At 41.3% G+C, this 25,926-nt stretch carries 20 protein-coding genes and 1 rRNA gene; 19 read left to right on the top strand and 2 right to left on the bottom strand.

The genetic code is table 11. The features are described from left to right. Window positions 1-5: 5 nt before the first annotated feature. On the top strand, window positions 6-1,682 hold the full coding sequence (gene yidC / locus C7Y70_RS19120; RefSeq protein ID WP_135476521.1) for a membrane protein insertase YidC: 1,677 nt from the start codon (window positions 6-8) through the stop codon (window positions 1,680-1,682). Window positions 1,683-1,884: 202 nt separating this feature from the next. Here yidC and C7Y70_RS19110 read toward each other — a convergent pair whose 3' ends face one another. Together C7Y70_RS19110 and C7Y70_RS19105 are read right to left on the bottom strand one after the other, a co-directional pair. After that, entirely contained in the window at window positions 1,885-3,108 is a 1,224-nt protein-coding gene (locus C7Y70_RS19110; RefSeq protein ID WP_135476519.1) for a PepSY-associated TM helix domain-containing protein, read from the bottom strand. Window positions 3,109-3,117: 9 nt separating this feature from the next. Then, window positions 3,118-5,265, bottom strand: a complete 2,148-nt coding sequence (locus C7Y70_RS19105) for a TonB-dependent siderophore receptor (RefSeq protein WP_135476518.1) — start codon at window positions 5,263-5,265, stop codon at window positions 3,118-3,120. Window positions 5,266-5,474: 209 nt separating this feature from the next. Here C7Y70_RS19105 and mnmE point away from each other — a divergent pair, with 209 nt between their 5' ends. From mnmE to C7Y70_RS19015, 18 genes are all read left to right on the top strand, one after another. Next, window positions 5,475-6,839: a tRNA uridine-5-carboxymethylaminomethyl(34) synthesis GTPase MnmE gene (gene mnmE, locus C7Y70_RS19100; RefSeq protein WP_135476516.1), complete on the top strand. Its 1,365-nt coding sequence runs from the start codon at window positions 5,475-5,477 to the stop codon at window positions 6,837-6,839. A 906-nt stretch (window positions 6,840-7,745) separates the two neighbouring features. Beyond that, entirely contained in the window at window positions 7,746-8,201 is a 456-nt protein-coding gene (locus tag C7Y70_RS19095; protein WP_135476561.1) for a flavodoxin domain-containing protein, read from the top strand. A gap of 422 nt (window positions 8,202-8,623) precedes the next feature. Further along, a complete protein-coding gene (mnmG, locus tag C7Y70_RS19090) occupies window positions 8,624-10,513 on the top strand; it encodes a tRNA uridine-5-carboxymethylaminomethyl(34) synthesis enzyme MnmG (protein ID WP_135476514.1) in 1,890 nt (629 codons plus the stop codon). Window positions 10,514-10,528: 15 nt separating this feature from the next. Continuing rightward, window positions 10,529-11,149, top strand: a complete 621-nt coding sequence (gene rsmG / locus C7Y70_RS19085) for a 16S rRNA (guanine(527)-N(7))-methyltransferase RsmG (RefSeq protein WP_058561988.1) — start codon at window positions 10,529-10,531, stop codon at window positions 11,147-11,149. Between the two features lie 13 nt (window positions 11,150-11,162). Further along, entirely contained in the window at window positions 11,163-11,948 is a 786-nt protein-coding gene (locus tag C7Y70_RS19080) for a ParA family protein (RefSeq protein ID WP_099297132.1), read from the top strand. Between the two features lie 20 nt (window positions 11,949-11,968). Then, window positions 11,969-12,892 carry a ParB/RepB/Spo0J family partition protein gene (locus C7Y70_RS19075; RefSeq protein WP_135476512.1) on the top strand — a complete coding sequence of 308 codons (924 nt, stop codon included), beginning with the start codon at window positions 11,969-11,971 and terminating at the stop codon, window positions 12,890-12,892. Window positions 12,893-13,034: 142 nt separating this feature from the next. Beyond that, window positions 13,035-13,415 carry an ATP synthase subunit I gene (locus tag C7Y70_RS19070; RefSeq protein ID WP_099297128.1) on the top strand — a complete coding sequence of 127 codons (381 nt, stop codon included), beginning with the start codon at window positions 13,035-13,037 and terminating at the stop codon, window positions 13,413-13,415. Window positions 13,416-13,430: 15 nt separating this feature from the next. Further along, a complete protein-coding gene (atpB, locus tag C7Y70_RS19065) occupies window positions 13,431-14,288 on the top strand; it encodes a F0F1 ATP synthase subunit A (RefSeq protein ID WP_058561984.1) in 858 nt (285 codons plus the stop codon). Between the two features lie 66 nt (window positions 14,289-14,354). Then, complete coding sequence (gene atpE / locus C7Y70_RS19060) at window positions 14,355-14,597, top strand: F0F1 ATP synthase subunit C (RefSeq protein ID WP_008112128.1); 243 nt, start codon at window positions 14,355-14,357, stop codon at window positions 14,595-14,597. A 41-nt stretch (window positions 14,598-14,638) separates the two neighbouring features. After that, entirely contained in the window at window positions 14,639-15,109 is a 471-nt protein-coding gene (atpF, locus tag C7Y70_RS19055; protein ID WP_058561983.1) for a F0F1 ATP synthase subunit B, read from the top strand. Between the two features lie 16 nt (window positions 15,110-15,125). Then, window positions 15,126-15,659 (top strand): F0F1 ATP synthase subunit delta, encoded by a 534-nt coding sequence (atpH, locus tag C7Y70_RS19050; RefSeq protein WP_099297122.1) that lies wholly within the window; start codon window positions 15,126-15,128, stop codon window positions 15,657-15,659. Window positions 15,660-15,673: 14 nt separating this feature from the next. After that, entirely contained in the window at window positions 15,674-17,215 is a 1,542-nt protein-coding gene (atpA, locus tag C7Y70_RS19045; RefSeq protein ID WP_099297120.1) for a F0F1 ATP synthase subunit alpha, read from the top strand. 60 nt (window positions 17,216-17,275) lie between these two features. Further along, entirely contained in the window at window positions 17,276-18,136 is an 861-nt protein-coding gene (gene atpG, locus C7Y70_RS19040; protein ID WP_099297118.1) for a F0F1 ATP synthase subunit gamma, read from the top strand. A 33-nt stretch (window positions 18,137-18,169) separates the two neighbouring features. Continuing rightward, window positions 18,170-19,555, top strand: a complete 1,386-nt coding sequence (gene atpD, locus C7Y70_RS19035) for a F0F1 ATP synthase subunit beta (RefSeq protein WP_135476510.1) — start codon at window positions 18,170-18,172, stop codon at window positions 19,553-19,555. Window positions 19,556-19,568: 13 nt separating this feature from the next. After that, window positions 19,569-19,991, top strand: a complete 423-nt coding sequence (locus C7Y70_RS19030) for a F0F1 ATP synthase subunit epsilon (RefSeq protein WP_099297114.1) — start codon at window positions 19,569-19,571, stop codon at window positions 19,989-19,991. A gap of 279 nt (window positions 19,992-20,270) precedes the next feature. Then, window positions 20,271-21,629 (top strand): bifunctional UDP-N-acetylglucosamine diphosphorylase/glucosamine-1-phosphate N-acetyltransferase GlmU, encoded by a 1,359-nt coding sequence (gene glmU, locus C7Y70_RS19025; protein ID WP_099297112.1) that lies wholly within the window; start codon window positions 20,271-20,273, stop codon window positions 21,627-21,629. Between the two features lie 135 nt (window positions 21,630-21,764). Next, window positions 21,765-23,594 (top strand): choice-of-anchor I family protein, encoded by a 1,830-nt coding sequence (locus C7Y70_RS19020; RefSeq protein WP_135476509.1) that lies wholly within the window; start codon window positions 21,765-21,767, stop codon window positions 23,592-23,594. A gap of 606 nt (window positions 23,595-24,200) precedes the next feature. After that, window positions 24,201-25,736 (top strand): 16S ribosomal RNA (locus C7Y70_RS19015). Window positions 25,737-25,926: the final 190 nt, after the last annotated feature.

Below are 25,926 nucleotides of genomic sequence, written 5' to 3'. Positions count from 1 at the left end.
CTGTTATGGAATCGCAACGCACGTTTTTATTCATCGGTTTGATGCTTGTATCGTTTTTATTGTTCCAAGAATGGAATAACGATTACAACGCACCAAAAGCCGATCCTAGTGCCAACACACAAACACTACAATCTAACTCACCTGATTCTGATGATTATGTACCTTCGTCAACAGACGGTGATTTACCAACTGCAGCAACCAGTGCAAAACGTTCAGTAATCGATATCACAACTGACGTATTCACTGTAAAAATAGATACCCGCGGTGGTGATATTGTTGAATCAGACCTACTGCAATACGAAGAAGTAAAAGGTGAAGAAACACCCTTTATGCTTTTGGGTGAGTTTGATGGCAATCAATACTTCTCACAAAGTGGTTTAATTGGTTTAAATGGTCCTGATGCATCAGCAAATGGCCGCCCTGTTTATAGTACACAGCAAAAAAGCTATACAATGAATGGTGATGAACTGCGTGTTCCTTTAACGTTTACTGATAGCAAAGGTGTTACGTTTACTAAAACCTATGTATTCAAAAAAGGCCAATACGACGTTGCTCTTGAGTACACTGTAAACAACACCACTGCTGAGCCAATTCAAGTACAGCTTTACACGCAAATTAAACGTACAGTGCAAGAAAAAGGCAGCTTAGTTGACCAGAATTATCTTGGTGCTGCTTATGGCTCTAGCGAAGAGAAGTATGAAAAGTACAGTTTTTCAGACATGGCTGATAAAAACCTTAGTATTAATACCCAAGGTGGTTATGTTGCCTTTATTCAGCATTACTTTGTAAGTGCTTGGATACCAGTGCAAGAGCAGCAAAATACTTTATATAGCTTAATTGCTAAAGGTAATGCTGCAATCATAGGTACTAAAGGTGAGCCGGTAAATATTCAAGCGAACCAACAAACTTCTATTGGTGCTACTTACTACATGGGCCCGAAAGAGTCTGACAAGTTAGAAGCAATTCACCCTGACCTTGACTTAACGGTTGATTACGGTTGGTTATTTTTTATCTCACAACCATTATTTGAACTACTTAAGTTTTTATACTCAGGTGAAGGTTCATTCTTTGGATTGTTTGATATCAATATCGGTGGTTTAGGTAACTGGGGTCTGGCGATTATTGCCATTACTATTATTGTTAAATCATTAATGTACCCGCTAACTAAAGCACAATACACCTCAATGGCGAAGATGCGTGCCCTTCAGCCTAAAATGGCTGCACTTAAAGAAAAGTATGGTGATGACCGCCAAAAATTCGGTCAAGCAACCATGGAAATGTATCGCAAAGAGAAAGTAAACCCTATGGGTGGTTGTTTCCCTATTTTGCTACAAATGCCGATTTTCTTAGCTTTGTTCTATGTATTCCTAGAATCAACAGAGTTACGTCATGCTGAGTTTTTCCTATGGTTAACTGACTTATCAGCAAAAGACCCGTACTTCATCCTGCCAATATTATTTGGTGCAAGTATGTTCATTACGCAAAAACTACAGCCGATGACAGTGACTGATCCGATGCAACAAAAGATGATGACTTACATGCCAGTTATCTTCTCTGTGTTCTTCTTATGGTTCCCATCAGGCTTGGTACTTTACTGGTTAGTATCGAACCTTATTTCAATCGCGCAAATGCTCTATATTTACCGCGGTATGGAAAAACAAGGTATTAAGGTAAGAGGTTAAACTCTTCACCTAACAAAAAAGGCGCTAATCAGCGCCTTTTTTAATGCTTGAAAATTAATACCAATTCGCTTAATTAAGTGAGCTATTTTGAGGGTAGAAAAACGTGTTGATAGCAAGGCAAAAAATTCGCTATTTAGTTGTTCTAAATGAGAATTTTTTAACTCAGGTAGCGACACGTTTAGCCCCGCAAAATGATTAAGAATTATTGCGGATTGGTATAATAACCAAAAGTAGGTGAGTAAACCACGTTAGGCACACTACGCTCAGTAAAGCTCAAACTCGTTGTTAACAGCGAAGCTACCACCAAACCGATTACAATACCCCCTGATAAACCAAGCCATCTCACAACCGTTGTTTTACGCTTAACCCTAAGCCAGCTCATATAGATGCCAGCAGCACTTACAAGGCTCATTAATGCTCCAAAAAGCCCCCAAATAAGTTTGGTACCAATTCCTGCAAAGTTACCAAAATGCAGTGGATCAGCAGTGTCTTTAATTCGCGGAAGCAGCTTTAATTCTTCCCCTTTTTGTAGACCAAGTACCTCACCCGAGCTTGGTTTTAAAAAGACACGGTTAGCACGAAGGCGAAGTAAAATATCATCGTTATAGCCACGCACTTCAATAGGCTGATTCACTTTATTAGGATAACGTATATACCGAATATCCAGGCTAGGAAACGCGTGTTGAGCGGCTTTATAAGCTGTTGTTAAACTAATTGGTGATACACCTTTGCGAGGGGTTTGTTTTTTAAAGTCACTCAAAGCTTGTGGAGCAGAAACAGTGTGGGGGACTTTCGCGGTTTGCAGCCCGTGCTCTACAAGATACCAAACCCCAGTGATGGCCATCACAGCTATAAACCATAAACTCCAAAGCCCTAACAGCTTATGCCAATCAGACCAACTACTGCGCTTACCAAGGCAGAGCATAGCAGGCCTTTTCATAAAACCTTGCCACCAGTGCCGATACACGTAAAAACTGGAGACCAATAAAATAACAAGTAAAAGACTTAAACTGGTGACGATTAATTTACCCGTCCAGCCCATCGACAAATTCATATGCCAATTACGTAAAAACCGCGATATCCGCGCCCACTCACCTTCACCAAGTAAGCTACCTGTTGCTGCATCTAAATAAACAAAACGAAATGAATTACCGACTTTAAGGGCCGCTTCAGTGGCAAGGTAATTTTGCTTATGACGTTGAATATAAAGTAATTGAGCTTGCGGGTAATGCTTATTAAGGGTGTTTTCGATAGCTTGGTAGTTAGTCGAAGCAGAAGAAGATAAAGCACGATACTTAGCGTCTGTTAAGTACTCGAGTTCATGGCTTAACGTAGCGAGTGTGCCCGATACGCAGGTAACAAAAAGCAGGACTCCAACAAAAAGTCCTGCCCAGGAATGTAAGTTAAACCAACTTTTAGCGTTCACTCGCCACCATTAAAAGCTGTATCTAGCACTTAAATATATTCGACGCGGTTCACCAGGAAAGTGCCCTGTTCGCTCGATAAAGCCACTGCTAGCGTACTCTTTATCAAACAAGTTCTTAACTGATAGCTGCCATTGCCAGTTATCAACGGTTGTTTGCCACGCCATATTGTAAACAGTGTAAGGTTTAACACGTTGACCACCTAAACTAAGCTGTTCATCAACATAATCTAAGCCAGCAGAAATAGATGACAATAAGCTAGGTAACTCATAGCGTGTCCATATACCTAGGGTATTTTGCGGCGCGTTAGCAAATTTATCGCTATCAGGAATTTGGTTACGAATGCTATCGTTGGCCTCAGTAATACGGGTATCATTATAAGCGTAGCTTGCAGTAACTACCCAGCGATCAGTAATGTCACCAACCACCTCGAGTTCAAAGCCCTTACTTTGTACTTCACCAACGGCAACTAAATCATCAACGCCGTCACCTGCAACATCACCTAATAAGCTAGGCTGCAGGATGTCTTCGCGGACAATATCGTACACAGCCATATTAACAGCAAGCGTATCATCTAATAGTTTAGTTCTTAAACCTAACTCATTAATACGGCTAGTCTCTGGCGAGAACGGACCGCCCTTTGCTGTTTCTTGATTACTCGCACTTTGCGGCACAAAGCCAGTACCATGGAGTGCATAAGGAAAGAACATATTGTTAATGTTATAGCTGGTACCAATACGGTAAGTTAAATCGCTATCAGAAAACTCGGTTTGATTTAACAAGTCTTTATCTTCAAAGCGGTCATACCTTAAACCAGCAGTCACACTCCAATTAGCGGTGATATCTAGCTGATCTTGCAAGTACGCACCAAAACGCGTGCTATTCGTTTTCCCAAGCCTTGGTGTAATATTTTCAAGCTCATAATCATCAGCAGAGGTTAAACCATATTCAGGGTCGTTAAGATCAAGGCCAGGTACAGGGCCTCCTTTACTCTTTTGCTTTGCTGTGCGGTACACACTTTCAAAGTAATGCTCATACCAGTCACTACCAAACAGCACTTGATGTTGCATGTCTGCAATTACAAATTCTGCGATCGCATTAGCTGTTAAACTAAAGCCTTCGTTCTCACGTACTTGATCACGAAACTCGCGATGGCTCCAATCAACAATACCGTCGTCATCAGTATCTACAAGGCCTCTTGGTTCATGGTAATTTTGCACTTCTTTGTTATCAAAATAACGTGCTGTGACATCTGTACGCCAAACATCATTAAATTCATGTTTTAGAGTCGCTTGATAGACATGCGCTTCTACATTTTGAAAGTCAGTGGCTTCGTTATGGTTCCAACTAATATCTGTCAGAAAGTGTCCATTATCATCAGCTGCTACACCACGTAAACGTGCTCCACCCAACTCTTGTTCTATATAGGTATACTGAGTGGTCAATTCGGTTGCACTGTTTATAAGCCAAGTATAACCAAGGTCTACAATAGTATTATCGCTGCTAGTATTAGCGCGAAACGGCTTTTCAGTATCACGATAGATACCAATACGGTAAGCATGATTATCAAGTGATTCACTCAATGTTCCCGTGCTTTCTAATGCACCACTGAAAAAGTCATCATTACCTACTTCAACCTCAATACTGTGCTCACGTGTGAATTTAGGCTTCTTAGTTACATAGTTAATAATACCACCCGGATTACCACTACCGTATATAGCACCAGCAGGCCCTTTTAAAACCGCAACTTGTTCAATATTAAATAATTGCGGTACAGCAAAACCGTTAAAAGGGTCGCCCTTCACACTATCGTATAAAATCTCATCTTGGCGAAAGCCACGGAATGTTACGCCCGAATAACTAAAAGCATTAACGCCAGCAATATTGCTGTAAAGGTCGGTAATTTGGCGAGCAGCCTGATCACTGATCAGCTCCTGCGGCAAAATTTGAATTGATTGAGGAATTTTCTCTAAGGGTGTATTAGTACGAGTAGCAAAACTTGATTCTGTTGGGCGATATAAAGAAAACGCACGGCCAACAACTTCTATTTTTTCGAGTTCTTTAGAATCATTTTGATCAGAAATAGTAACTTCAGTTTGAGCATGGCTAATGCCCGAAAAACCAGCTGCAAGTGCAATAAAAACAGTAGAAAGACGCATAATAAAAAACGATAAGATTTAGAATGCGCAACATGTTAATGAATATAGTTATCATTTGCAATAAGCGCTTATTATTAATTAAAACTAAATAAAGTAATATTTACATCAGACTTCTAGCACTTCATTGGTTAAACAGCTATTCGCATGAAATTAAGCCATAGGTTACAATAGAGCTAGCATTCATTCTTTCATTGGCATTATTTCATCGCATGATTAATCAAGACACAATTGCAGCACAAGCAACCGCACCAGGACGTGGTGGGGTTGGTATTATTCGCGTCTCTGGCAGCTTAGCAAAAAGCGTTGCAGAGCAAATTATTGGCCGTTGCCCTAAAGTTCGCTATGCCGACTATGTACCTTTTAAAAGCCTTGCAGGTAAGCAACTTGACCAAGGTATTGCAATTTACTTCGCGGGTCCTAATTCATTTACTGGCGAAGATGTACTTGAGTTACAAGGTCACGGCGGCCCAGTAGTCCTGGATATGCTATTAAAGGAAATAAGCCAAATCGACGGCGTGCGACTTGCCAAGCCAGGTGAGTTTTCAGAACGCGCTTTTATGAACGATAAAATGGATTTAACCCAAGCAGAGGCCATTGCTGATTTAATTAATGCCACTAGTGAACAAGCAGCAAAAAGCGCATTACAATCGCTTCAGGGTGAGTTTTCAAAGCATATTGATACTCTAGTCGAAAAAGTCATTCACTTGCGTATGTATGTTGAAGCAGCAATTGATTTTCCTGATGAAGAAATCGATTTTCTATCAGACGGAAAAGTCTCTGGTGATCTAAATGCCATTATTGATCAACTCAACAACGTGACCAATCAAGCTAAGCAAGGCAGTATTATGCGTGAAGGTATGCGTGTTGTTATTGCTGGGCGCCCTAATGCGGGTAAATCTAGCTTACTTAATGCCTTAGCAGGTAGAGAAGCCGCCATCGTAACAGAGATTGCAGGCACCACCCGTGATGTACTACGCGAACATATCCATATTGATGGCATGCCACTGCATATTATAGATACCGCAGGCCTACGTGAAAGCCCTGATCGAGTAGAACAAATAGGTATAGAGCGCGCATGGGATGAAATAAACCAAGCTGATCGCGTGTTATTTATGCTTGATGGTACTGATACAAAAGACACCGACCCACATGCTATTTGGCCGGAGTTTATGGCCAAGCTTCCACAAGGTATGGGAGTAACGGTGATCCGAAATAAAGCGGATTTATCGGGTGATGAAGTCGGTATGAGTGAAAACCAGCAATACCCAGTGATAAGTCTCAGTGCTAAAAATGCTGAAGGTATAGAGTTAGTTCGTACTCACTTAAAAGCTTGTATCGGGTTTGATGGCGCAACGGAAGGTGGCTTTATGGCACGTCGTCGTCATTTAGATGCATTAGAAAACGCAGCCCATCATTTGCATACAGGTAAGGACCAATTAGAGATGCATATAGCTGGTGAAATACTGGCAGAAGAGCTGCGTTTAACGCAGCACTTCCTCAATGAAATTACCGGCGAATTTACCTCTGATGACCTACTTGGCAAAATATTTAGCTCGTTTTGTATCGGTAAATAACTTTACTCTCATATTAAAAGAGTGTGAAAGCACTCTTTTCACTCACAATTACGACCTCTTTAGTTATAAACCCTCTGCATAAAACCATTTAAAAAATCAAAAACTAAGCCAAATTGCTGGTGGATAACGCCCACTCTGACTCATTCTAAGCTTTAAATAAGTACACATTATCAGCATCTACTGTATTTTGATGATTACCTGACACGCGTAGTTGAAAGTCTAATTTTCATTAACGCGACCTAGCTAAAAACACTATTTAATCGTTTGATTTGATATTTTTACGCTTAAATTAAGCAATTTAAAAAAGCACTTAGCTCTTGAAAATAAGCAGTGCTGATCGATCCTAAAATTAAAAAGACGTTAAACAGTGCTAATGATCACTTAATAAAACAAAAAACTTATCCACAAACGGACGATCTTCAAGTTAAAAGCCATATTTTTTATAAAAATTAAGTAAGGTTTCTCTCTCTTTTTGTCTTTATTTAACGTTTTTTAAAAAATAAACCGCTAATCTCGCGTAAATGAAAAAATAATTAATGAAGAGTACTTTTTTTATAACCTCAAACGATCGTTATTCACAGCCGATCTATCCACATTTTACTTATAGGTATACGAATAAAAATAAACACTTTGTTATCTAAAAAAGATCAATGACTTAGTAAATAATAGTCCTGTTCAGTTAATAAAAATCCAATAGTTCCACACTAATTACACACAGCTTTATCAGATGATTACATTTAGGAATATTTTATTTTATTTATATTTTTCAATGAATTAAAATAGAAACAAAATAAATGGATAGTTTTTACTCATAAAAAGTTATACAAAGTGAAAGTATTCCCTTTACTGAGCAATAAAGTTAGCTATCATAGCTGCAAATTAAGTTAGTAAGTGATCAGCAAATTTATGTCTTTGGTAAATATTATAATTGGTAGTCAAATGGGATCTGCTGAGTATGTTGGTGAACAATTAGCAGAACAGCTAATTTCATTAGGGATCCCAACTGAAGTGCATGATCAGCCAAGCTTTAATGATATCAACCAAGACAACACTATCTGGCTTATATGTACATCAACATATGGTGCAGGTGACTACCCAGAAAACTTGCTTCCTTTTATCGAGAGTATTATTCAAGCAGATGATTTACAAGGATTAAAGTTTAGTGTTATTGGCTTAGGAGACACCAGCTATGACACTTATAACCTTGCTGGACGCAATTTAGAGGCACTACTTTTGAGCAAAGGTGCGCACTGTACGGCCCAGCGACTCGAACTGAACATACTTGATGAAGAACTACCAGAAGACACTGCTTTAGCCTGGCTGCCAGAGTGGATCGAAATAAATAACCTAAAAACACAGTGATCTAATGTAAATCCACCAGCTAAAGTTATGCACAATATATTGAGAATTTAGATCGGTTTGTGGATAACCTATGATCTAACTGCGTTTCTAAGGGTTGTTATCCATGGGATAAGATCCATTCGATTACCCCCTGTGTATAAACAGCTCTTTTGATCAGAGCTTATATGCGTGTTGATCCGATCATATATACACCTTTAGATCGGATCTAACTCTATGTTTTTATATACAAACTAGACCTTATCAACAGAAAACCTGATCAGTAGTAGTAATAGAAATAAAAGATCTCTTTAAAAGATCCTTTATATTATTAGAGACCACTTACTTAGATCTTGAGCACAGTTTAATCATTTATCTTCTGTCAATTTATAGGTAGAATACGCTCCCCTTGGCAGTTTGCTGGTTGATTTAAGTAGGATCCTGAAATGATTTTTCACGAAAATTTTGATGTTATCGTTGTTGGTGGTGGGCATGCAGGCACTGAAGCTGCATTGGCTGCTGCGCGTATGGGAATGAATACGCTTTTACTGACTCACAACATGGATACCTTAGGCCAAATGTCATGCAACCCTGCCATTGGTGGTATTGGCAAGGGCCATTTAGTTAAAGAAATTGATGCACTCGGCGGTGCAATGGCTCAAGCTATTGATAAAGGCGGGATCCAATTTCGAACACTAAACTCTTCTAAAGGCCCTGCTGTTCGTGCAACTCGTGCACAAGCTGATCGCGCTTTATATAAGGCTGCTATTCAAGACATCTTGCAAAACCAAGATAATTTAAAGATCTTTCAGCAATCGTGTGATGATCTCATTGTAGAAAATAACCAGGTTAAAGGTGTAGTTACCCAAATGGGGTTACGTTTTAGCGCACCATCAGTGGTATTGACCGTTGGTACTTTCCTTGGTGGACAAATTCATATCGGCCTTGAGAATTTTAAAGGCGGAAGAGCAGGTGATCCACCTTCAATCGCTTTAGCTGATCGTTTACGTGAATTGCCATTTCGTGTTGATCGCTTAAAAACAGGTACGCCACCACGTATTGATGCACGCACTGTTGATTTTACTAAAATGCAAGAGCAGCCAGGTGATGCACCTACCCCGGTATTTTCATTTTTAGGTAAACAAAGTGATCATCCACAACAAATTCCGTGTTATATCACGTACACCAATGAAAAAACTCATGATGTGATCCGCAATAACCTTCATCGCTCACCTATGTATTCTGGTGTGATTGAAGGCATTGGCCCACGCTATTGTCCATCAATTGAAGATAAGATCGTTCGTTTTGCAGATAAAGATAAACACCAAATATTTGTGGAGCCAGAAGGATTAACCTCTTATGAGCTTTACCCTAATGGTATTTCTACAAGCTTACCATTTGATGTTCAATTAGAAATCGTACAATCAATTGCCGGTTTTGAAAATGCGCATATATGTCGCCCAGGTTACGCAATTGAATATGACTTTTTTGATCCTCGCGATTTAAAGAAATCATTAGAAACTAAGTTTATTAATGGATTATTCTTTGCTGGCCAAATTAATGGCACTACAGGGTATGAAGAAGCGGGTGCACAAGGTTTAATTGCTGGTATGAATGCTGCGCTTCAAGTTCAAGGTAAAGAGCCATGGACCCCACGTCGTGATGAAGCTTATGTAGGTGTACTTATTGATGACCTAACAACACTCGGTACTAAAGAACCATACCGTATGTTTACTAGCCGTGCTGAATACCGTTTATTGCTTCGTGAAGATAATGCAGATATCCGTCTAACAGCCAAAGGCCGCGAACTAGGTTTGGTTAATGATGAGCGTTGGCAATCATTTAACGAAAAAATGGATGTGATCGCAAAAGAGTCACAGCGTATTAAAGAAACATGGATCCATAAGGATCATGCTGTAATTGATCAAGTAAATAACTTATTGAAAACACCTTTAGTCCGTGAAGCGAGTTTAGAAGATCTTCTACGTCGTCCTGAGATTCGTTACAACGATCTTATGGCAATTGATGGCCTAGGATCTGAATTTGAAAATGCACCGGCGCTTGAACAAGTTGAGATCCATACTAAATATGCAGGCTACATTGCACGCCAGCAAGATGAGATCAATAAACAATTACGTCACGAAGAAACCGTATTGCCAAAAGATTATGATTATTCGACTGTTTCGGGGTTATCAAATGAAGTTGTTGCTAAGTTAACAGAAGCCCGCCCTGACACTATCGGCCAAGCATCGCGTATTTCTGGTATCACCCCTGCGGCGATTTCGCTATTATTAGTGTATCTAAAGAAGCAAGGCTTATTACGCAAAATCGCGTAGTGATTAAGGAATACCGTGTTACAGCAACAATTGACCTCTTTGTTAGCGCAAACTGATATTGCGCTAACTGAAAAACAACAGCAACAACTCGTTCAATATGTTGAGTTACTTAACAAATGGAACAAAGCATATAATCTAACATCTGTGCGCATGCCAGAGGAAATGATGATTAAACACATCATGGATAGTTTAGTTGTTGCTCCTCACCTACCCGGTCATCATTATATAGATGTTGGGACGGGTCCTGGTTTACCGGGTATTGTTTTAGCGATAGCGCTACCCGATACTCAGTTTGTTTTACTGGATAGCTTAGGCAAGCGAGTAAGATTTTTAATGCAAGTTAAACATGAGCTTGGGCTTAAAAATGTCACCCCTGTACAGTCTAGAGTTGAACAATACCAGCCAAGTGTTAAATTAGATGGTGTATTAAGTCGTGCATTTGCTTCATTACAAGATATGGTTGACTGGTGTTCACACTTAATTGATCATTCAGGTAAATTTATTGCATTGAAAGGTGTGTTTCCTAGTGACGAACTAGAATCATTACCAGCAGGCATTAAATTTGAGCAAAAAATAGCATTGGAAGTTCCAGAGTTAGATGCACAAAGACATTTAATTATTCTTTCTAAAGACTAGGGATCAGAGCACTGTGGCAAAAGTCATTGCAATAGCAAATCAAAAAGGCGGCGTGGGTAAAACCACCACAGCTGTAAATTTAGCAGCTTCTATGGCTGCAACAAAACGCAAAGTGCTATTAATCGATCTCGATCCGCAAGGTAATGCCACCATGGGAAGCGGTGTTGATAAATACAGCGATGTTGCAACCATCTATGATTTATTAATCGAAGAAAAGCCAATCGATGAAGTCGTATGCAAAGAGACCTCTGGTGAATATCATTTAATTGCTGCCAATGGCGATGTTACCGCAGCAGAAGTAAAGCTGATGGAGCTATTTGCTCGCGAAGTACGCTTACGGAATGCTTTAGAAAAAATATCAGATCAATACGAATTTATTTTTATCGACTGCCCTCCTTCTCTAAATATGTTAACTGTAAACGCAATGGCTGCTGCAGATTCCATTTTAGTGCCAATGCAATGTGAGTATTATGCGCTTGAAGGATTAACTGCTTTGATGGATACCATTACCCAACTTGCTAAAATGGTTAATCCAAAACTGCAAATAGAAGGTATCTTGCGTACGATGTACGATCCACGTAATCGATTAGCAAATGATGTATCAGAACAGTTAAAACAACATTTTGGTGATAAAGTATACCGCACCGTTATTCCACGTAATGTGCGTTTAGCTGAAGCGCCGAGTTTTGGCGCACCCGCTATGTACTATGACCGGGCATCAAGTGGCGCTAAAGCCTATTTAGCCCTTGCCGGTGAAATGCTTCGCAGAAAAGAAAAAAAATCTCCTATCGTCGCCTAACTTTGAGGTAAAAAAATAACATGTCTGCTAAAAAACGCGGTTTAGGCCGAGGACTCGATGCTTTACTAAGTTCATCAAAACCAGCACCAACGCCGGTAAATCAAGATTCGGCTGAGGTATCACCTGTAATAGAACAATCAGTTGATGGTCCAAAGTCTGATTTACAGAAATTAGCGATTGAGTTCTTACATTCAGGTAAATACCAACCGCGTAAAGACATGTCGGAAGAAGCACTTGAAGAATTAGCAAGCTCTATTCGTTCACAAGGCATCATTCAACCAATCGTAGTGCGCCCTATTGCAGAAAATAGTTATGAAATTATTGCTGGTGAACGTCGCTGGCGTGCAGCACAGATAGCGAAGCTTGATGTTGTTCCTTGTATTATTAAGGATGTGCCTGATGAAGCGGCTGTTGCTATTGCGCTGATTGAAAATATTCAACGTGAAGATTTAAATGCAATGGAAGAAGCCATTGCATTAAGCCGTTTACTGAATGAATTTGAATTAACACATCAACAAGTGGCTGAAGCTGTCGGTAAATCTCGCACCACGGTAACTAATTTACTGCGCTTAAATAACTTAAACGATGATGTTAAAATATTGTTAGAGCATGGTGACATTGAAATGGGTCATGCTCGTTGTTTGTTAGCGCTAGAAGGTGAGTCGCAATCTGATGCTGCGCGCTTGGCCGTTGCAAAAGCGTTGACTGTTCGTGAAACAGAGAAGTTAGTTCGTTCAATTTTAGAGCCCGCACCTAAAAAAGAGCCTTTAGAAAAAGATCCAGATGTCAAACAGTTAGAACAGCAATTAGCAGACAACTTGGGCGCCAAAGTAGAAATCAACTACAACAAAAAAGGCAAAGGTAAATTGGTTATTTCCTACACTAATTTAGATGAGTTAGATGGAATTTTACACCGTATAAACCAAGACTATTCCGAGCATTAATTAATATCATGTCCAAAATGAGACAATTGTCGCTATTTTGCACCACAATACACCGACTCAAGTTGCAAAACTGGCAGGATTCAGTATAATTTCGCCAGTTTTCATACCCTGACAAATAGAATGCCAATAAGGTTAACGAAACGTGACTAATAAGTTAGCAGCGCCTTATCAGTTGGCTGCATTTAAATTAATCTGTTTGCAAGGTAGTGTAGCATTGGTTGCTGCCACAATTGTTTTCATCGGTTGGGGAGTAGATGCCGGCCTATCAGCATTAGCTGGAGGCGCTGTAGCAGTACTTCCCCACTGTGTATTTGCCATCTATGCATTCAGGTATATGGGTGCTAGTAAGGTAAATCAAGCATATACCTCGCTAAAGCGTGGTAATGGACTAAAATTTTTGCTGACAATCATATTGTTTGCGCTAGTACTAAAGCATTTTACGGTAATAATGTTACCTTTTTTTAGTATTTATGTACTTACGCTAATAACAGGATTGTTTGCACCCGTTTTTTTTAAACATTAACTTTTGGGATATAACATGGCTGCAGAAGAAGTTACTCTATCTAGCCATATTCAGCACCACTTAACCAATGCTAAGATGTGCTCGACCGATGCCGGTCTTGCCTTCAATAAAGCATGTGCGGATAGTGGTTTCTGGACATGGCATATAGATACCCTCGCATGGTCTATCGGTTTAGGTCTTATATTTTTATGGATCTTCCGTAGTGCCGCTAAAAAATCAACACTGGGTGTACCGGGTAAATTTCAATGTTTCATTGAAATGATTGTTGAGTTCGTTGGCGACAACGTTCGTGACACCTTCCACGGTAAGAGCAAGCTTATCGCACCATTAGCATTAACAATATTCGTGTGGATATTCTTAATGAACTTAATGGACTTAATACCTGTTGATTTCCTACCTGCATTTGCTGGCTTTGTTGGCGAAACTGCATTTGGTATGGACTCACATGACGTATACATGAAAATCGTACCTACTACTGACATCAACTTAACAGCAGCGCTAGCGCTAGGTGTTTTCTTATTGATGATCGGTTACTCAATTAAAATCAAGGGTATCGGTGGTTTCATTAAAGAGTTAACGCTTCACCCGTTCAGCTCAAACAACACGTTGGTTCAAATTCTTTTGATCCCATTTAATTTGTTACTTGAACTTATTGCTCTTGTTGCTAAGCCTTTCTCGCTAGCACTGCGTTTGTTCGGTAATTTATATGCTGGTGAGTTGATTTTCATCTTAATCGGCGCAGTTGGTTTAATGCAACTTCCGTTGCACTTTATCTGGGCAGTATTCCATATCTTAGTAATCGTATTACAAGCGTTCGTATTCATGATGCTTACAATCGTTTACCTAAGCATGGCAAGCTCTGATAATCACTAATCACTAATTACTAGATTTACAATTTTACTTTAACTTTAATATACAATTGAAACTTTGGAGAAATAAATGGAAGCTTTAGAACTTTTAAACGGCTTAAAATACATCGCAGTTGCACTACTAATTGGTTTTGGTGCAATTGGTACAGCGATTGGTTTTGGTAACATGGGTGGTAAATTCCTAGAAGCATGTGCGCGTCAACCTGAACTTGCTCCTTCACTACAAGTTAAGATGTTCATCCTAGCTGGTCTAATCGATGCTGTAGCAATGATTGGTGTTGGTATCGCGATGGTATTGTTGTTCGTACTTTAATTTTATTTTTTGAACAGCTTACTATTTAAGGAGGAGCGGTTGTGAACTTAAACGCCACTCTTATCGGTGAATTAATTGCGTTTACGGTGTTCGTACTTTTCTGTATGAAATTCGTATGGCCACCATTAAACGGTGCAATTGAAGCTCGCCAAAAGAAAATCGAAGATGGTTTAGCTGCCTCTGATAGAGCCGAGAAAGACTTAGAACTTGCGCAAAAGAAAGCTGCTGATCAGCTTAAAGATGCAAAAGCTCAAGCGGCTGATATCATTGAACAAGCTAAAAAGCGTGCCGTGCTAATTGTTGACGAAGAAACAGTTCGTGGTCAGCAAGAGCGTGAAAAAATTATTGCTCAAGGGCAATCTGAAATCGAAGCAGAACGTAACCGTGTAACAGAAGAGCTACGTAAACAAGTAGCTACTCTTGCAGTGGTTGGTGCTGAACGCATTTTAGAGCGCGAAATCAATCAAGCCGCACATAGTGACATCGTTGAAAAACTTGTCGCTGAGCTGTAATTAGGAGGGTATGAGCATGTCTGAATTGACTACTATCGCTCGCCCATACGCTAAAGCGGCTTTTGAACTTGCCGTTGAAAAAGGCACTATGGAAAGCTGGAATGAGATGTTGTTTTTTGCTGGTGAAGTTGCCAGCAATGAACAAGCATCAAGCATTTTAGCTGGATTGCCTACTGCAACTGCACAAGCTGAGTTATTTAATCAGATTTGTGCTGAGCAGCTCAACGAACAAGGTCAGAACCTAGTGAAGGTGATGGCTGAAAATGGACGTTTGATTGCCCTACCTGCGGTTGCAGAGTTATTTGCTGAATTTAAAGCAGAATACGATAAAGAAATCGAAGTAGACGTGATTTCGGCAACCCCTCTAGCTGCTCAGCAGCAAGAATCATTGGTAGCGGCACTTGAAAAACGTTTCGCACGCAAAGTTAAGCTGAATTGTAGTGAAGACGCTACAGTTGTTGGCGGACTAATTATCAAGTCTGGTGATACTGTAATCGACGGCTCAGTACGCGGTAAATTAAACCGCTTAGCCACAACACTACAATCGTAATTGGGAAAAAGAGCATGCAACTTAATTCCACTGAAATTTCAGATCTGATCAAACAACGTATTGAGCAGTTCGAAGTTGTAAGTGAAGCTCGTAACGAAGGTACAATTGTATCTGTTACTGACGGTATCATTCGCATCCACGGTCTAGCTGACTGTATGCAAGGTGAGATGATTGAGCTTCCTGGCAACCGTTATGCTATCGCACTAAACCTTGAGCGTGACTCAATTGGTGCAGTAGTAATGGGTCCTTACGCTGACCTTACAGAAGGCGTAAAAGTTTATACAACTGGCCGTATCTTAGAAGTTCCTGTTGGTCGTGGTCTACTTGGTCGTGTTGTAAACACACTTGGTGCACCTATCGATGGTAAAGGCGCTTTAGATAACGACGGTTTTGAACCTGTAGAAAAAATTGCACCAGGTGTAATCGAACGTCAATCTGTTGATGAGCCAGTTCAAACTGGTTACAAATCTATTGATGCGATGATTCCAGTTGGTCGTGGTCAGCGTGAGCTTGTGATCGGTGACCGCCAAACAGGTAAAACTGCACTAGCAATCGATGCAATCATCAACCAAAAAGGTACAGGCGTTAAGTGTGTGTACGTTGCGGTTGGTCAAAAAGCCTCTACTATTGCTAACGTAGTACGTAAATTAGAAGAGCACGGTGCATTAGAAAACACAATCGTTGTTGTTGCATCTGCTTCTGAGTCTGCGGCACTTCAGTACTTAGCTCCGTTCTCGGGCTGTACTATGGGTGAATACTTCCGTGACCGTGGTGAAGACGCGCTAATCGTATATGATGATTTATCTAAGCAAGCTGTTGCTTACCGTCAAATCTCATTGCTACTTAAGCGTCCACCAGGTCGTGAAGCATACCCAGGTGACGTATTCTATCTTCACTCGCGTCTTCTAGAGCGTGCATCGCGTGTAAACGCTGATTACGTTGAGAAGTTCACTAATGGTGAAGTGAAAGGTAAAACAGGTTCATTGACGGCATTGCCAATCATTGAAACTCAAGGCGGCGACGTTTCTGCGTTCGTACCGACTAACGTTATCTCTATCACCGATGGTCAGATCTTCTTAGAAACTGACTTATTCAACTCAGGTATCCGTCCGGCAGTAAATGCTGGTATCTCGGTATCGCGTGTTGGTGGTGCTGCACAAACTAAAATCGTTAAGAAACTAGGTGGCGGTATCCGTCTAGCCCTAGCTCAGTATCGTGAATTGGCTGCGTTCTCGCAGTTCGCGTCTGACCTTGATGATGCAACTCGTGCTCAACTTGAGCATGGTGAGCGTGTAACAGAGCTAATGAAGCAGAAACAGTACGCACCAATGTCTGTTGCTGAAATGTCTTTGTCGTTATTTGCAGCAGAGAAAGGTTATTTAAAAGATGTTGAAATCCCTAAAATCATGGATTTCGAAGCAGCTTTACTTTCTTATGCAAACAGCACATACGCAGAGCTTATGGCTCAAATCAATGAAACAGGTAACTACAACGCCGAGATCGAAGCGCAGCTTAAAGAACTTCTAGAGAAGTTCAAGTCTACGCAAACTTGGTAATTTAGTTATTAATGGTGCGCTTTAGCTTGCTAAAGCTCACCTTGATTCGGAGAGAGAGTCATGGCCAGCGGAAAAGAGATTAAAAGCAAGATCGGCAGTATTAAAAATACTCAAAAGATCACCAGTGCAATGGAAATGGTTGCTGCGTCTAAAATGAAAAAGGCGCAAGAACGAGTGGCTTCAAGCCGTCCATACGCTGAAAAATTACGTAAAGTAATTGGTCGTGTTGCTCAAGCAAATCTTGATTTTACTCACCCGTTCTTAGAAGAGCGTGAAGTAAAACGAGTTGGTTATATTGTTATCTCTACTGACCGTGGTTTGTGTGGCGGCTTAAACTCAAACGAGTTTAAGAAAGTTGCACAAGACGTTAAAGCGTGGAAAGAAAAAGGTGTAGACGCCGAGTTTGCAACTTTAGGCAGCAAAGCTGCTGGTTTCTTCCAACGTTTTGGCGGTCAACTACTCGCTAAAAAAGCGGGCTTAGGAGATAAACCTTCAGTACAAGACATAATTGGTCCTGTAAAAATAATGCTAGATGCATTCTCTGAAGGCAAAATTGACCGTTTATTCTTGGTATATAACAACTTCGTTAATACCATGAAGCAAGAGCCAATGATAGATCAGTTACTCCCTTTGCCAAAAGCTGAAGAAGAAGTTTCTGCACATGCATGGGACTACTTATACGAGCCAAACCCAGACGCGATTTTAGAAGCGCTGTTAGTACGCTTTATTGAGTCTCAAGTATACCAAGGTGTAGTTGAGAACGCTGCCTCTGAACAGGCTGCCCGTATGGTTGCGATGAAAGCTGCAACTGATAACGCTGGCGACCTTATGGATGAGTTACAGCTTATTTATAACAAGGCGCGCCAAGCTGCAATCACACAAGAAATTAGTGAGATTGTTTCTGGTTCAGCCGCAGTTTAATGCTTCTGGCAAAGATTAAAGAGAGGAATAGACATGAGTTTAGGTAAGGTCGTCCAAATTATCGGTGCCGTTGTGGATATTGAATATTCGCAAAACAACGTGCCAGCCGTATATGACGCACTAAAAGTAACAGATGGCGATTTAGTAGGTTTGACTCTAGAAGTTCAACAACAGCTAGGTGGCGGTGTGGTACGTGCTATCGCACTAGGTACTACAGACGGTTTACGTCGTGGTGCTTCAGTAGAAAACACAGGTGAAGCGATTAAAGTTCCAGTTGGTACTGCAACTTTAGGTCGTATCATGAACGTACTTGGTGAGCCAATCGATGAAGCAGGCCCAATCGGCGAAGAAGACCGTATGTCTATTCACCGTGCAGCGCCTTCTTACGAAGAGCAATCAAGTTCAATTGAACTTTTAGAAACAGGTATCAAGGTAATCGACCTTGTATGTCCGTTCGCTAAAGGTGGTAAAGTTGGTTTATTCGGTGGTGCCGGTGTTGGTAAAACCGTAAACATGATGGAACTTATCCGTAACATCGCAATCGAGCACAGCGGCTACTCAGTATTCGCAGGTGTTGGTGAGCGTACTCGTGAGGGTAACGATTTCTACCATGAGATGAACGATTCAAACGTACTTGATAAAGTATCGCTTGTATACGGTCAGATGAACGAGCCTCCAGGTAACCGTTTACGCGTAGCGTTAACGGGTCTTACTATGGCTGAGAAATTCCGTGACGAAGGTCGTGACGTACTTTTCTTCGTAGATAACATCTACCGTTATACACTTGCAGGTACAGAAGTATCAGCACTTCTTGGTCGTATGCCATCAGCAGTAGGTTACCAGCCTACACTTGCTGAAGAAATGGGTGTACTTCAAGAGCGTATCGCATCTACTAAGACTGGCTCAATTACTTCAATCCAAGCGGTATACGTACCTGCGGATGATTTAACGGATCCATCTCCAGCAACTACCTTTGCTCACTTAGATGCAACAGTAGTACTTTCACGTGATATCGCTTCACTTGGTATCTACCCTGCGGTAGACCCACTTGATTCATCTTCACGTCAACTTGACCCACAAGTAATTGGTCAAGAGCACTACGATACAGCACGTGGCGTTCAAACAGTTCTTCAGCGTTATAAAGAACTTAAAGACATCATTGCAATCCTAGGTATGGACGAGCTTTCTGACGAAGATAAGCAACTTGTATCTCGTGCACGTAAAATCCAACGCTTCCTATCTCAGCCATTCTTCGTGGCAGAGGTATTTACAGGTGCGTCAGGTAAATACGTTTCACTTAAAGACACAATTGCTGGCTTTAAAGGCATCTTAAACGGTGAGTTTGATGACCTTCCAGAGCAAGCGTTCTACATGGTTGGCTCTATCGAAGAAGCGGCAGAAAAAGCCAAAAGCATGTAATTAGGAGGGTAGTATGGCAGCTATGACTGTACATCTTGACGTAGTAAGCGCTGAAGAGAAATTATTTTCTGGTTTGGTTGAATCTATTCAAGTAAGTGGTAGTGAAGGTGAGTTAGGTGTAAATGCCGGTCACGCTCCACTACTAACTGCCCTTAAACCTGGTATGGTACGTTTAGTTAAGCAATTTGGTGAAGAAGAGCTCATCTACATTGCAGGTGGCACGCTAGAAGTTCAACCGAACATTGTTTCTGTACTTGCAGATACAGCTGTTCGAGGTGAAGACTTAGACGAACAAGCTGCAGAGCAAGCTAAACGTGACGCTGAACAACAAATGGCACAAGGTGGCACTGCTGAGTTAGATTATAACCAAGCAGCTGTTCAACTCGCTGAAGCAATTGCTCAGCTACGTGTTATTCAGCAATTACGTAATAAGTAAGCCTATCTGGTTTATTAAAAGCCCACTTTATAGTGGGCTTTTTTGTGCTTAAAATAAATTATTGATGCAAAGAGTGCATTAGATCACTTCTTATACTTATATCCTTCAGCAAACCTCGTTACAATAACGCTAGATAAACAGACACTCATTCAATTTAGGTACGCAGCATGTGATTATTTTTGCTGCGAGCATGCGCACATGAAGTGGCATGCGTCACCAAATAAATAGAGGTGTGATTGTGTTAGTTAACTAAAACAAAGAAAGAAGGATATTGTTTTAATGTCACTTACGACGGTTATTTTAGCTGCGGGTAAAGGTACTCGTATGCGTTCGGCTCTACCAAAAGTACTGCACAAAGTTGCGGGTAAACCCATGGTGCAACATGTCATTGATAACGCCAATGCATTAGGTGCAACTTCAACTAATTTAGTTTATGGTCACGGCGGCGAGTTATTACAACAGCAATTGGCTGATAATGCCGTAAACTGGGTGCTTCAAGCAGACCAGCTTGGTACCGGTCATGCTGTCGCACAGGCAAACCCTCATATTAATGATGAAGATACCGTTCTAGTTTTATACGGTGACGTACCACTTACTAAACAATCTACACTTGAGCGCTTGCTTGAAGCGACGCCTAAGAATGGCTTAGCAGTATTAACTGTTAATTTAGTAAACCCTAATGGCTACGGCCGTATGTTGCGTGTAGACGGCAAGTTAGTCGGAATTGTTGAGCAAAAAGACGCATCACCAGAGCAACTATTAATTACTGAAGTAAACACTGGCATTATGGCAGTGAATGGCAAGCTATTAAAAAGCTGGTTAGGTAACTTGTCTAACGAAAACGCACAGGGCGAATACTACCTAACAGACATCGTAGCAATGGCACACGCTGAAGGTGTTGAGATCAGCTCAGCACAACCGGATCACCCAATGGAAGTTGAAGGTGCAAATAACCGTGTACAACTTGCTGGTCTTGAACGTGCATATCAAGCATGGCAAGCAGAAGAGTTAATGCTAAACGGTGCAACACTTGCAGACCCTGCGCGTATCGATGTACGCGGCGAAGTGACAACCGGCGAAGATGTGCTGATTGATGTTAATGTTATCTTTGAAGGTAAAGTAACACTGGGTAACAACGTTGAAATCGGTCCTAATTGTGTCCTTAAAGATTGTACGATTGGCGATAACGTAATCATTAAAGCAAATACATTAGTTGAAGATGCGTCTGTCGCAGCTAAATGTACACTAGGCCCTTACGCCCGTCTTCGTCCTGGCGCTATTATGGAAGAAGATTCGCATATTGGTAACTTTGTTGAAATGAAAAAATCGCGTTTAGGAAAAGGCTCTAAAGCTAATCACTTAACTTATCTTGGCGATGCTGAAATTGGCGAAAAGGTTAATATAGGTGCAGGTACTATTACCTGTAACTACGATGGAGTAAATAAATCAAAAACTATCATTGGCGATAACTCATTTATCGGGTCAAATTCGTCATTAGTCGCCCCTGTAAATATTGGCGCAACAGCTACAATTGGAGCTGGCTCGGTCATTACAAACGCAGTTGCTGATGAACAATTAGCGGTTGCACGTGGCAAACAGCGAAACTTAGATGGTTGGAAACGGCCTGTTAAAAAATAACTAAGTTTATTCAATTTAAAAAGCGAGTTTAAAAACTCGCTTTTTTATTGCATAAATGTAATTAAATAAAAGTGCCATATTGTTGTCATTCCTATGTGTTGATATTTAATCAATTACAATACTAAGGAAATAACAATGTTACGAAGAACAATACTTGCGCTATCAATCCTATCGGTACTCACAGGCTGCTCTATTGATGGTGACGATGGGGTTAACGGTGTGCAAGGTGAAGCTGGTGCACAAGGAACTCCAGGAATCAATGGCGTTGATGGTATCAATGGTACGGACGGCATAGACGGGGACGATGGCGTAGATGCCAATTCAAGCCTTAATATAAATCTAGTTGGTCGTGCGGTACTCAATGCACAAAGCCCTGAAGGGGCAGCTGAAATTGTGGCGTATCAAAAATCAAAAAAGTGGATATACGCAATTAATAGTTCAGGCGATGCAGCTGTGGTCAATATTATTCCAGCTGACACTTTTGATGCCACAGCGCTGGTTAAAGACAACGAAGGCATTGTAACCTCAACAAACTTAACGAGTGCAATTACTCTTTCCCTAAACGAAAATACTCCTGGAGATGCAAATAGCATCGCAATTGATTCTAATAATGAGCTACTTGCAGTTGCAATGGCTGCAAAGAATGTGGGGGAATCTGGTCAAATAGCGTTTTACGACATTAGTGGCAATAGCCCTGTGTTTATTAAAAATGTGACGGCTGGTTTTTTACCCGACATGGTTACATTTAGCCACGATGGTGCAAAAGTAGTTGTTGCAAATGAAGGTGAACCAAGCGGTGACTACAGTATTGATCCAGAAGGGTCAATTAGTATCATCAATGTTGTAAATGGTGTAATAGAAGATACTGCTACCAGTATTGGCTTTGCCTCTTATAACAATCAGCAAGCAGAACTTGAAGCACAGGGTTTGGTATTTGCTAATCCAACAGGGCGCACTATAAATGGCAATCTAATAAGTACTACTGTAGCAATGGATTTAGAGCCAGAGTATGTGAGTATTTCCAAGGATAATAAATACGCCTATGTCTCTATTCAAGAAAATAACGCTCTAGCTACCATCAATCTTGAAGATAATTCCCTTGAGCTAAAAGGGCTCGGTTTTAAAGATTGGTCAAACTTACAATTTGACGCTTCAGACAAAGACGGCGGTGTTAACTTTAAATCATACCCTGGTTTATATGGCATGTATCAGCCAGATACAATTGCAAGTTTTAGTTGGAAGGGAGCCAACTTTATTGTATCTGCCAATGAGGGTGATGCACGCGAATACTTTTTTGATGCCAGCGATGAAGCTGATTGTATAGCCAAGGGCGGCCTTGATTATGACGCTAAAGATGGGTGTTTGGCATATATAGATGAAAGCCGCGTAGAAGATCTAGCTCTCGCAGCTAACTTCGATTACTTAAATAACGATGATAACGACATTGGTCGTTTAAAAGTTACAACAGTAAAAGGTGATAAAAATAATGATGGCCAATACGAATCTCTTTATGCCTATGGCGCACGCTCATTTACCATTTGGGATAGCAATGGGCTGGTGGTGTTTGACTCAGGCGATCAAATTGCACGAGTAACCGCTTCTGTTCATGGTAACGCGTTTAATAACAACGAAGATGAAAACAAAGGCGATACACGCTCAGATGATAAAGGGGCAGAACCCGAAGCGCTAACATTAGGTAAGGTTGGCGATAGGTTGTTTGCTTTTGTTGGCTTAGAGCGTATGGGCACAATAATGGTGTTTGATATAACCAACCCTTACGATGTGAAATTTCAAGACTACTTCTATAATCGTGGTTTAGAACCAAGTGCAGATATAAGTGGCGACCTTGCTCCTGAAGGAATGACATTTGTTCCTGCAGCGCAAAGTGCAACAAACGAAGCACTGCTTATAGTCGGTAATGAAATCTCAGGCTCAATTGCCGTATGGGAAATAGCAACTCAGTAATTAATAAAGTGTTATGTAAAAGCGATTAGCAGTTATCTATAAATCGCTTTTACTTCCTCCCCCTCTTGCAATCATGCCTTGTGTGAATGAATTTTAATCAAAAACAGCTCTGCAGCCCTTTGTTTGTATGGTTACTGTACTAAATTGAAATTAATTTAATAAAACTGAAATAAAGCATTGACCCTCTCCAGAATATCCCTATAATGCGCATCCACTGACCCGGCAGGCAGCAATGAAAAGCGCTGAACAAACGGTAAGTGAGTCGAGTGAAACTTAGCTTTCAAATCTTTTAGAAGAAACTAAAAATTAAGTGTTGACAAAAAAATAGGAAGGCGTAATATGCGCAGCCCTAGCGAGATAAAGTTTAACGCTTTAATCGCAACGTTCTTTAACAATATAAAGCAATCATCTGTGTGGGCACTCGTACAGATTGAGTTCTAACAGCCAAGCTACTTAGGTAGTGAGGCAAACAAATTTAGAGTCTCAATTGAAACTGAGTGACCAACGGAATAATTACTTAGGTAGTTATTCAGCACAGTCAATTCAATATCGAAAGATATTAAATAAATTCAGAATTCATTGAGCTGTCGAAAGACAAAAAACTTTTAATTGAAGAGTTTGATCATGGCTCAGATTGAACGCTGGCGGCAGGCCTAACACATGCAAGTCGAGCGGTAACAGAGAGTAGCTTGCTACTTTGCTGACGAGCGGCGGACGGGTGAGTAATGCTTGGGAACATGCCTTGAGGTGGGGGACAACAGTTGGAAACGACTGCTAATACCGCATAATGTCTACGGACCAAAGGGGGCTTCGGCTCTCGCCTTTAGATTGGCCCAAGTGGGATTAGCTAGTTGGTGAGGTAATGGCTCACCAAGGCGACGATCCCTAGCTGGTTTGAGAGGATGATCAGCCACACTGGGACTGAGACACGGCCCAGACTCCTACGGGAGGCAGCAGTGGGGAATATTGCACAATGGGCGCAAGCCTGATGCAGCCATGCCGCGTGTGTGAAGAAGGCCTTCGGGTTGTAAAGCACTTTCAGTCAGGAGGAAAGGTTAGTCGTTAATACCGGCTAGCTGTGACGTTACTGACAGAAGAAGCACCGGCTAACTCCGTGCCAGCAGCCGCGGTAATACGGAGGGTGCGAGCGTTAATCGGAATTACTGGGCGTAAAGCGTACGCAGGCGGTTTGTTAAGCGAGATGTGAAAGCCCCGGGCTCAACCTGGGAACTGCATTTCGAACTGGCAAACTAGAGTGTGATAGAGGGTGGTAGAATTTCAGGTGTAGCGGTGAAATGCGTAGAGATCTGAAGGAATACCGATGGCGAAGGCAGCCACCTGGGTCAACACTGACGCTCATGTACGAAAGCGTGGGGAGCAAACAGGATTAGATACCCTGGTAGTCCACGCCGTAAACGATGTCTACTAGAAGCTCGGAGCCTCGGTTCTGTTTTTCAAAGCTAACGCATTAAGTAGACCGCCTGGGGAGTACGGCCGCAAGGTTAAAACTCAAATGAATTGACGGGGGCCCGCACAAGCGGTGGAGCATGTGGTTTAATTCGATGCAACGCGAAGAACCTTACCTACACTTGACATACAGAGAACTTACCAGAGATGGTTTGGTGCCTTCGGGAACTCTGATACAGGTGCTGCATGGCTGTCGTCAGCTCGTGTTGTGAGATGTTGGGTTAAGTCCCGCAACGAGCGCAACCCCTATCCTTAGTTGCTAGCAGGTAATGCTGAGAACTCTAAGGAGACTGCCGGTGATAAACCGGAGGAAGGTGGGGACGACGTCAAGTCATCATGGCCCTTACGTGTAGGGCTACACACGTGCTACAATGGCGCATACAGAGTGCTGCGAACTCGCGAGAGTAAGCGAATCACTTAAAGTGCGTCGTAGTCCGGATTGGAGTCTGCAACTCGACTCCATGAAGTCGGAATCGCTAGTAATCGCGTATCAGAATGACGCGGTGAATACGTTCCCGGGCCTTGTACACACCGCCCGTCACACCATGGGAGTGGGTTGCTCCAGAAGTAGATAGTCTAACCCTCGGGAGGACGTTTACCACGGAGTGATTCATGACTGGGGTGAAGTCGTAACAAGGTAGCCCTAGGGGAACCTGGGGCTGGATCACCTCCTTATACGATTTAGAACTTATTTGTTCGTAGTGTCCACACAGATGATTGTTAGTTAGTTTGCTCATTGAGTTTACTAATTAATATGCTCTTTAAAAATTTGGAAAAGCTGATAATAAAATTCGTATGAATAACATTGTTATTTATACAGAGTTTTCAAAAGTAAAAAAGAATGATAGCAGTATCATTCAGTGCC

Source organism: Pseudoalteromonas sp. KS88 (genome assembly GCF_004766475.1).
In the GTDB taxonomy this organism is placed as follows: domain Bacteria; phylum Pseudomonadota; class Gammaproteobacteria; order Enterobacterales; family Alteromonadaceae; genus Pseudoalteromonas.
Note: the sequence above shows the minus strand (reverse complement) of the source record. Positions and strands in the feature narration are given on the sequence as shown.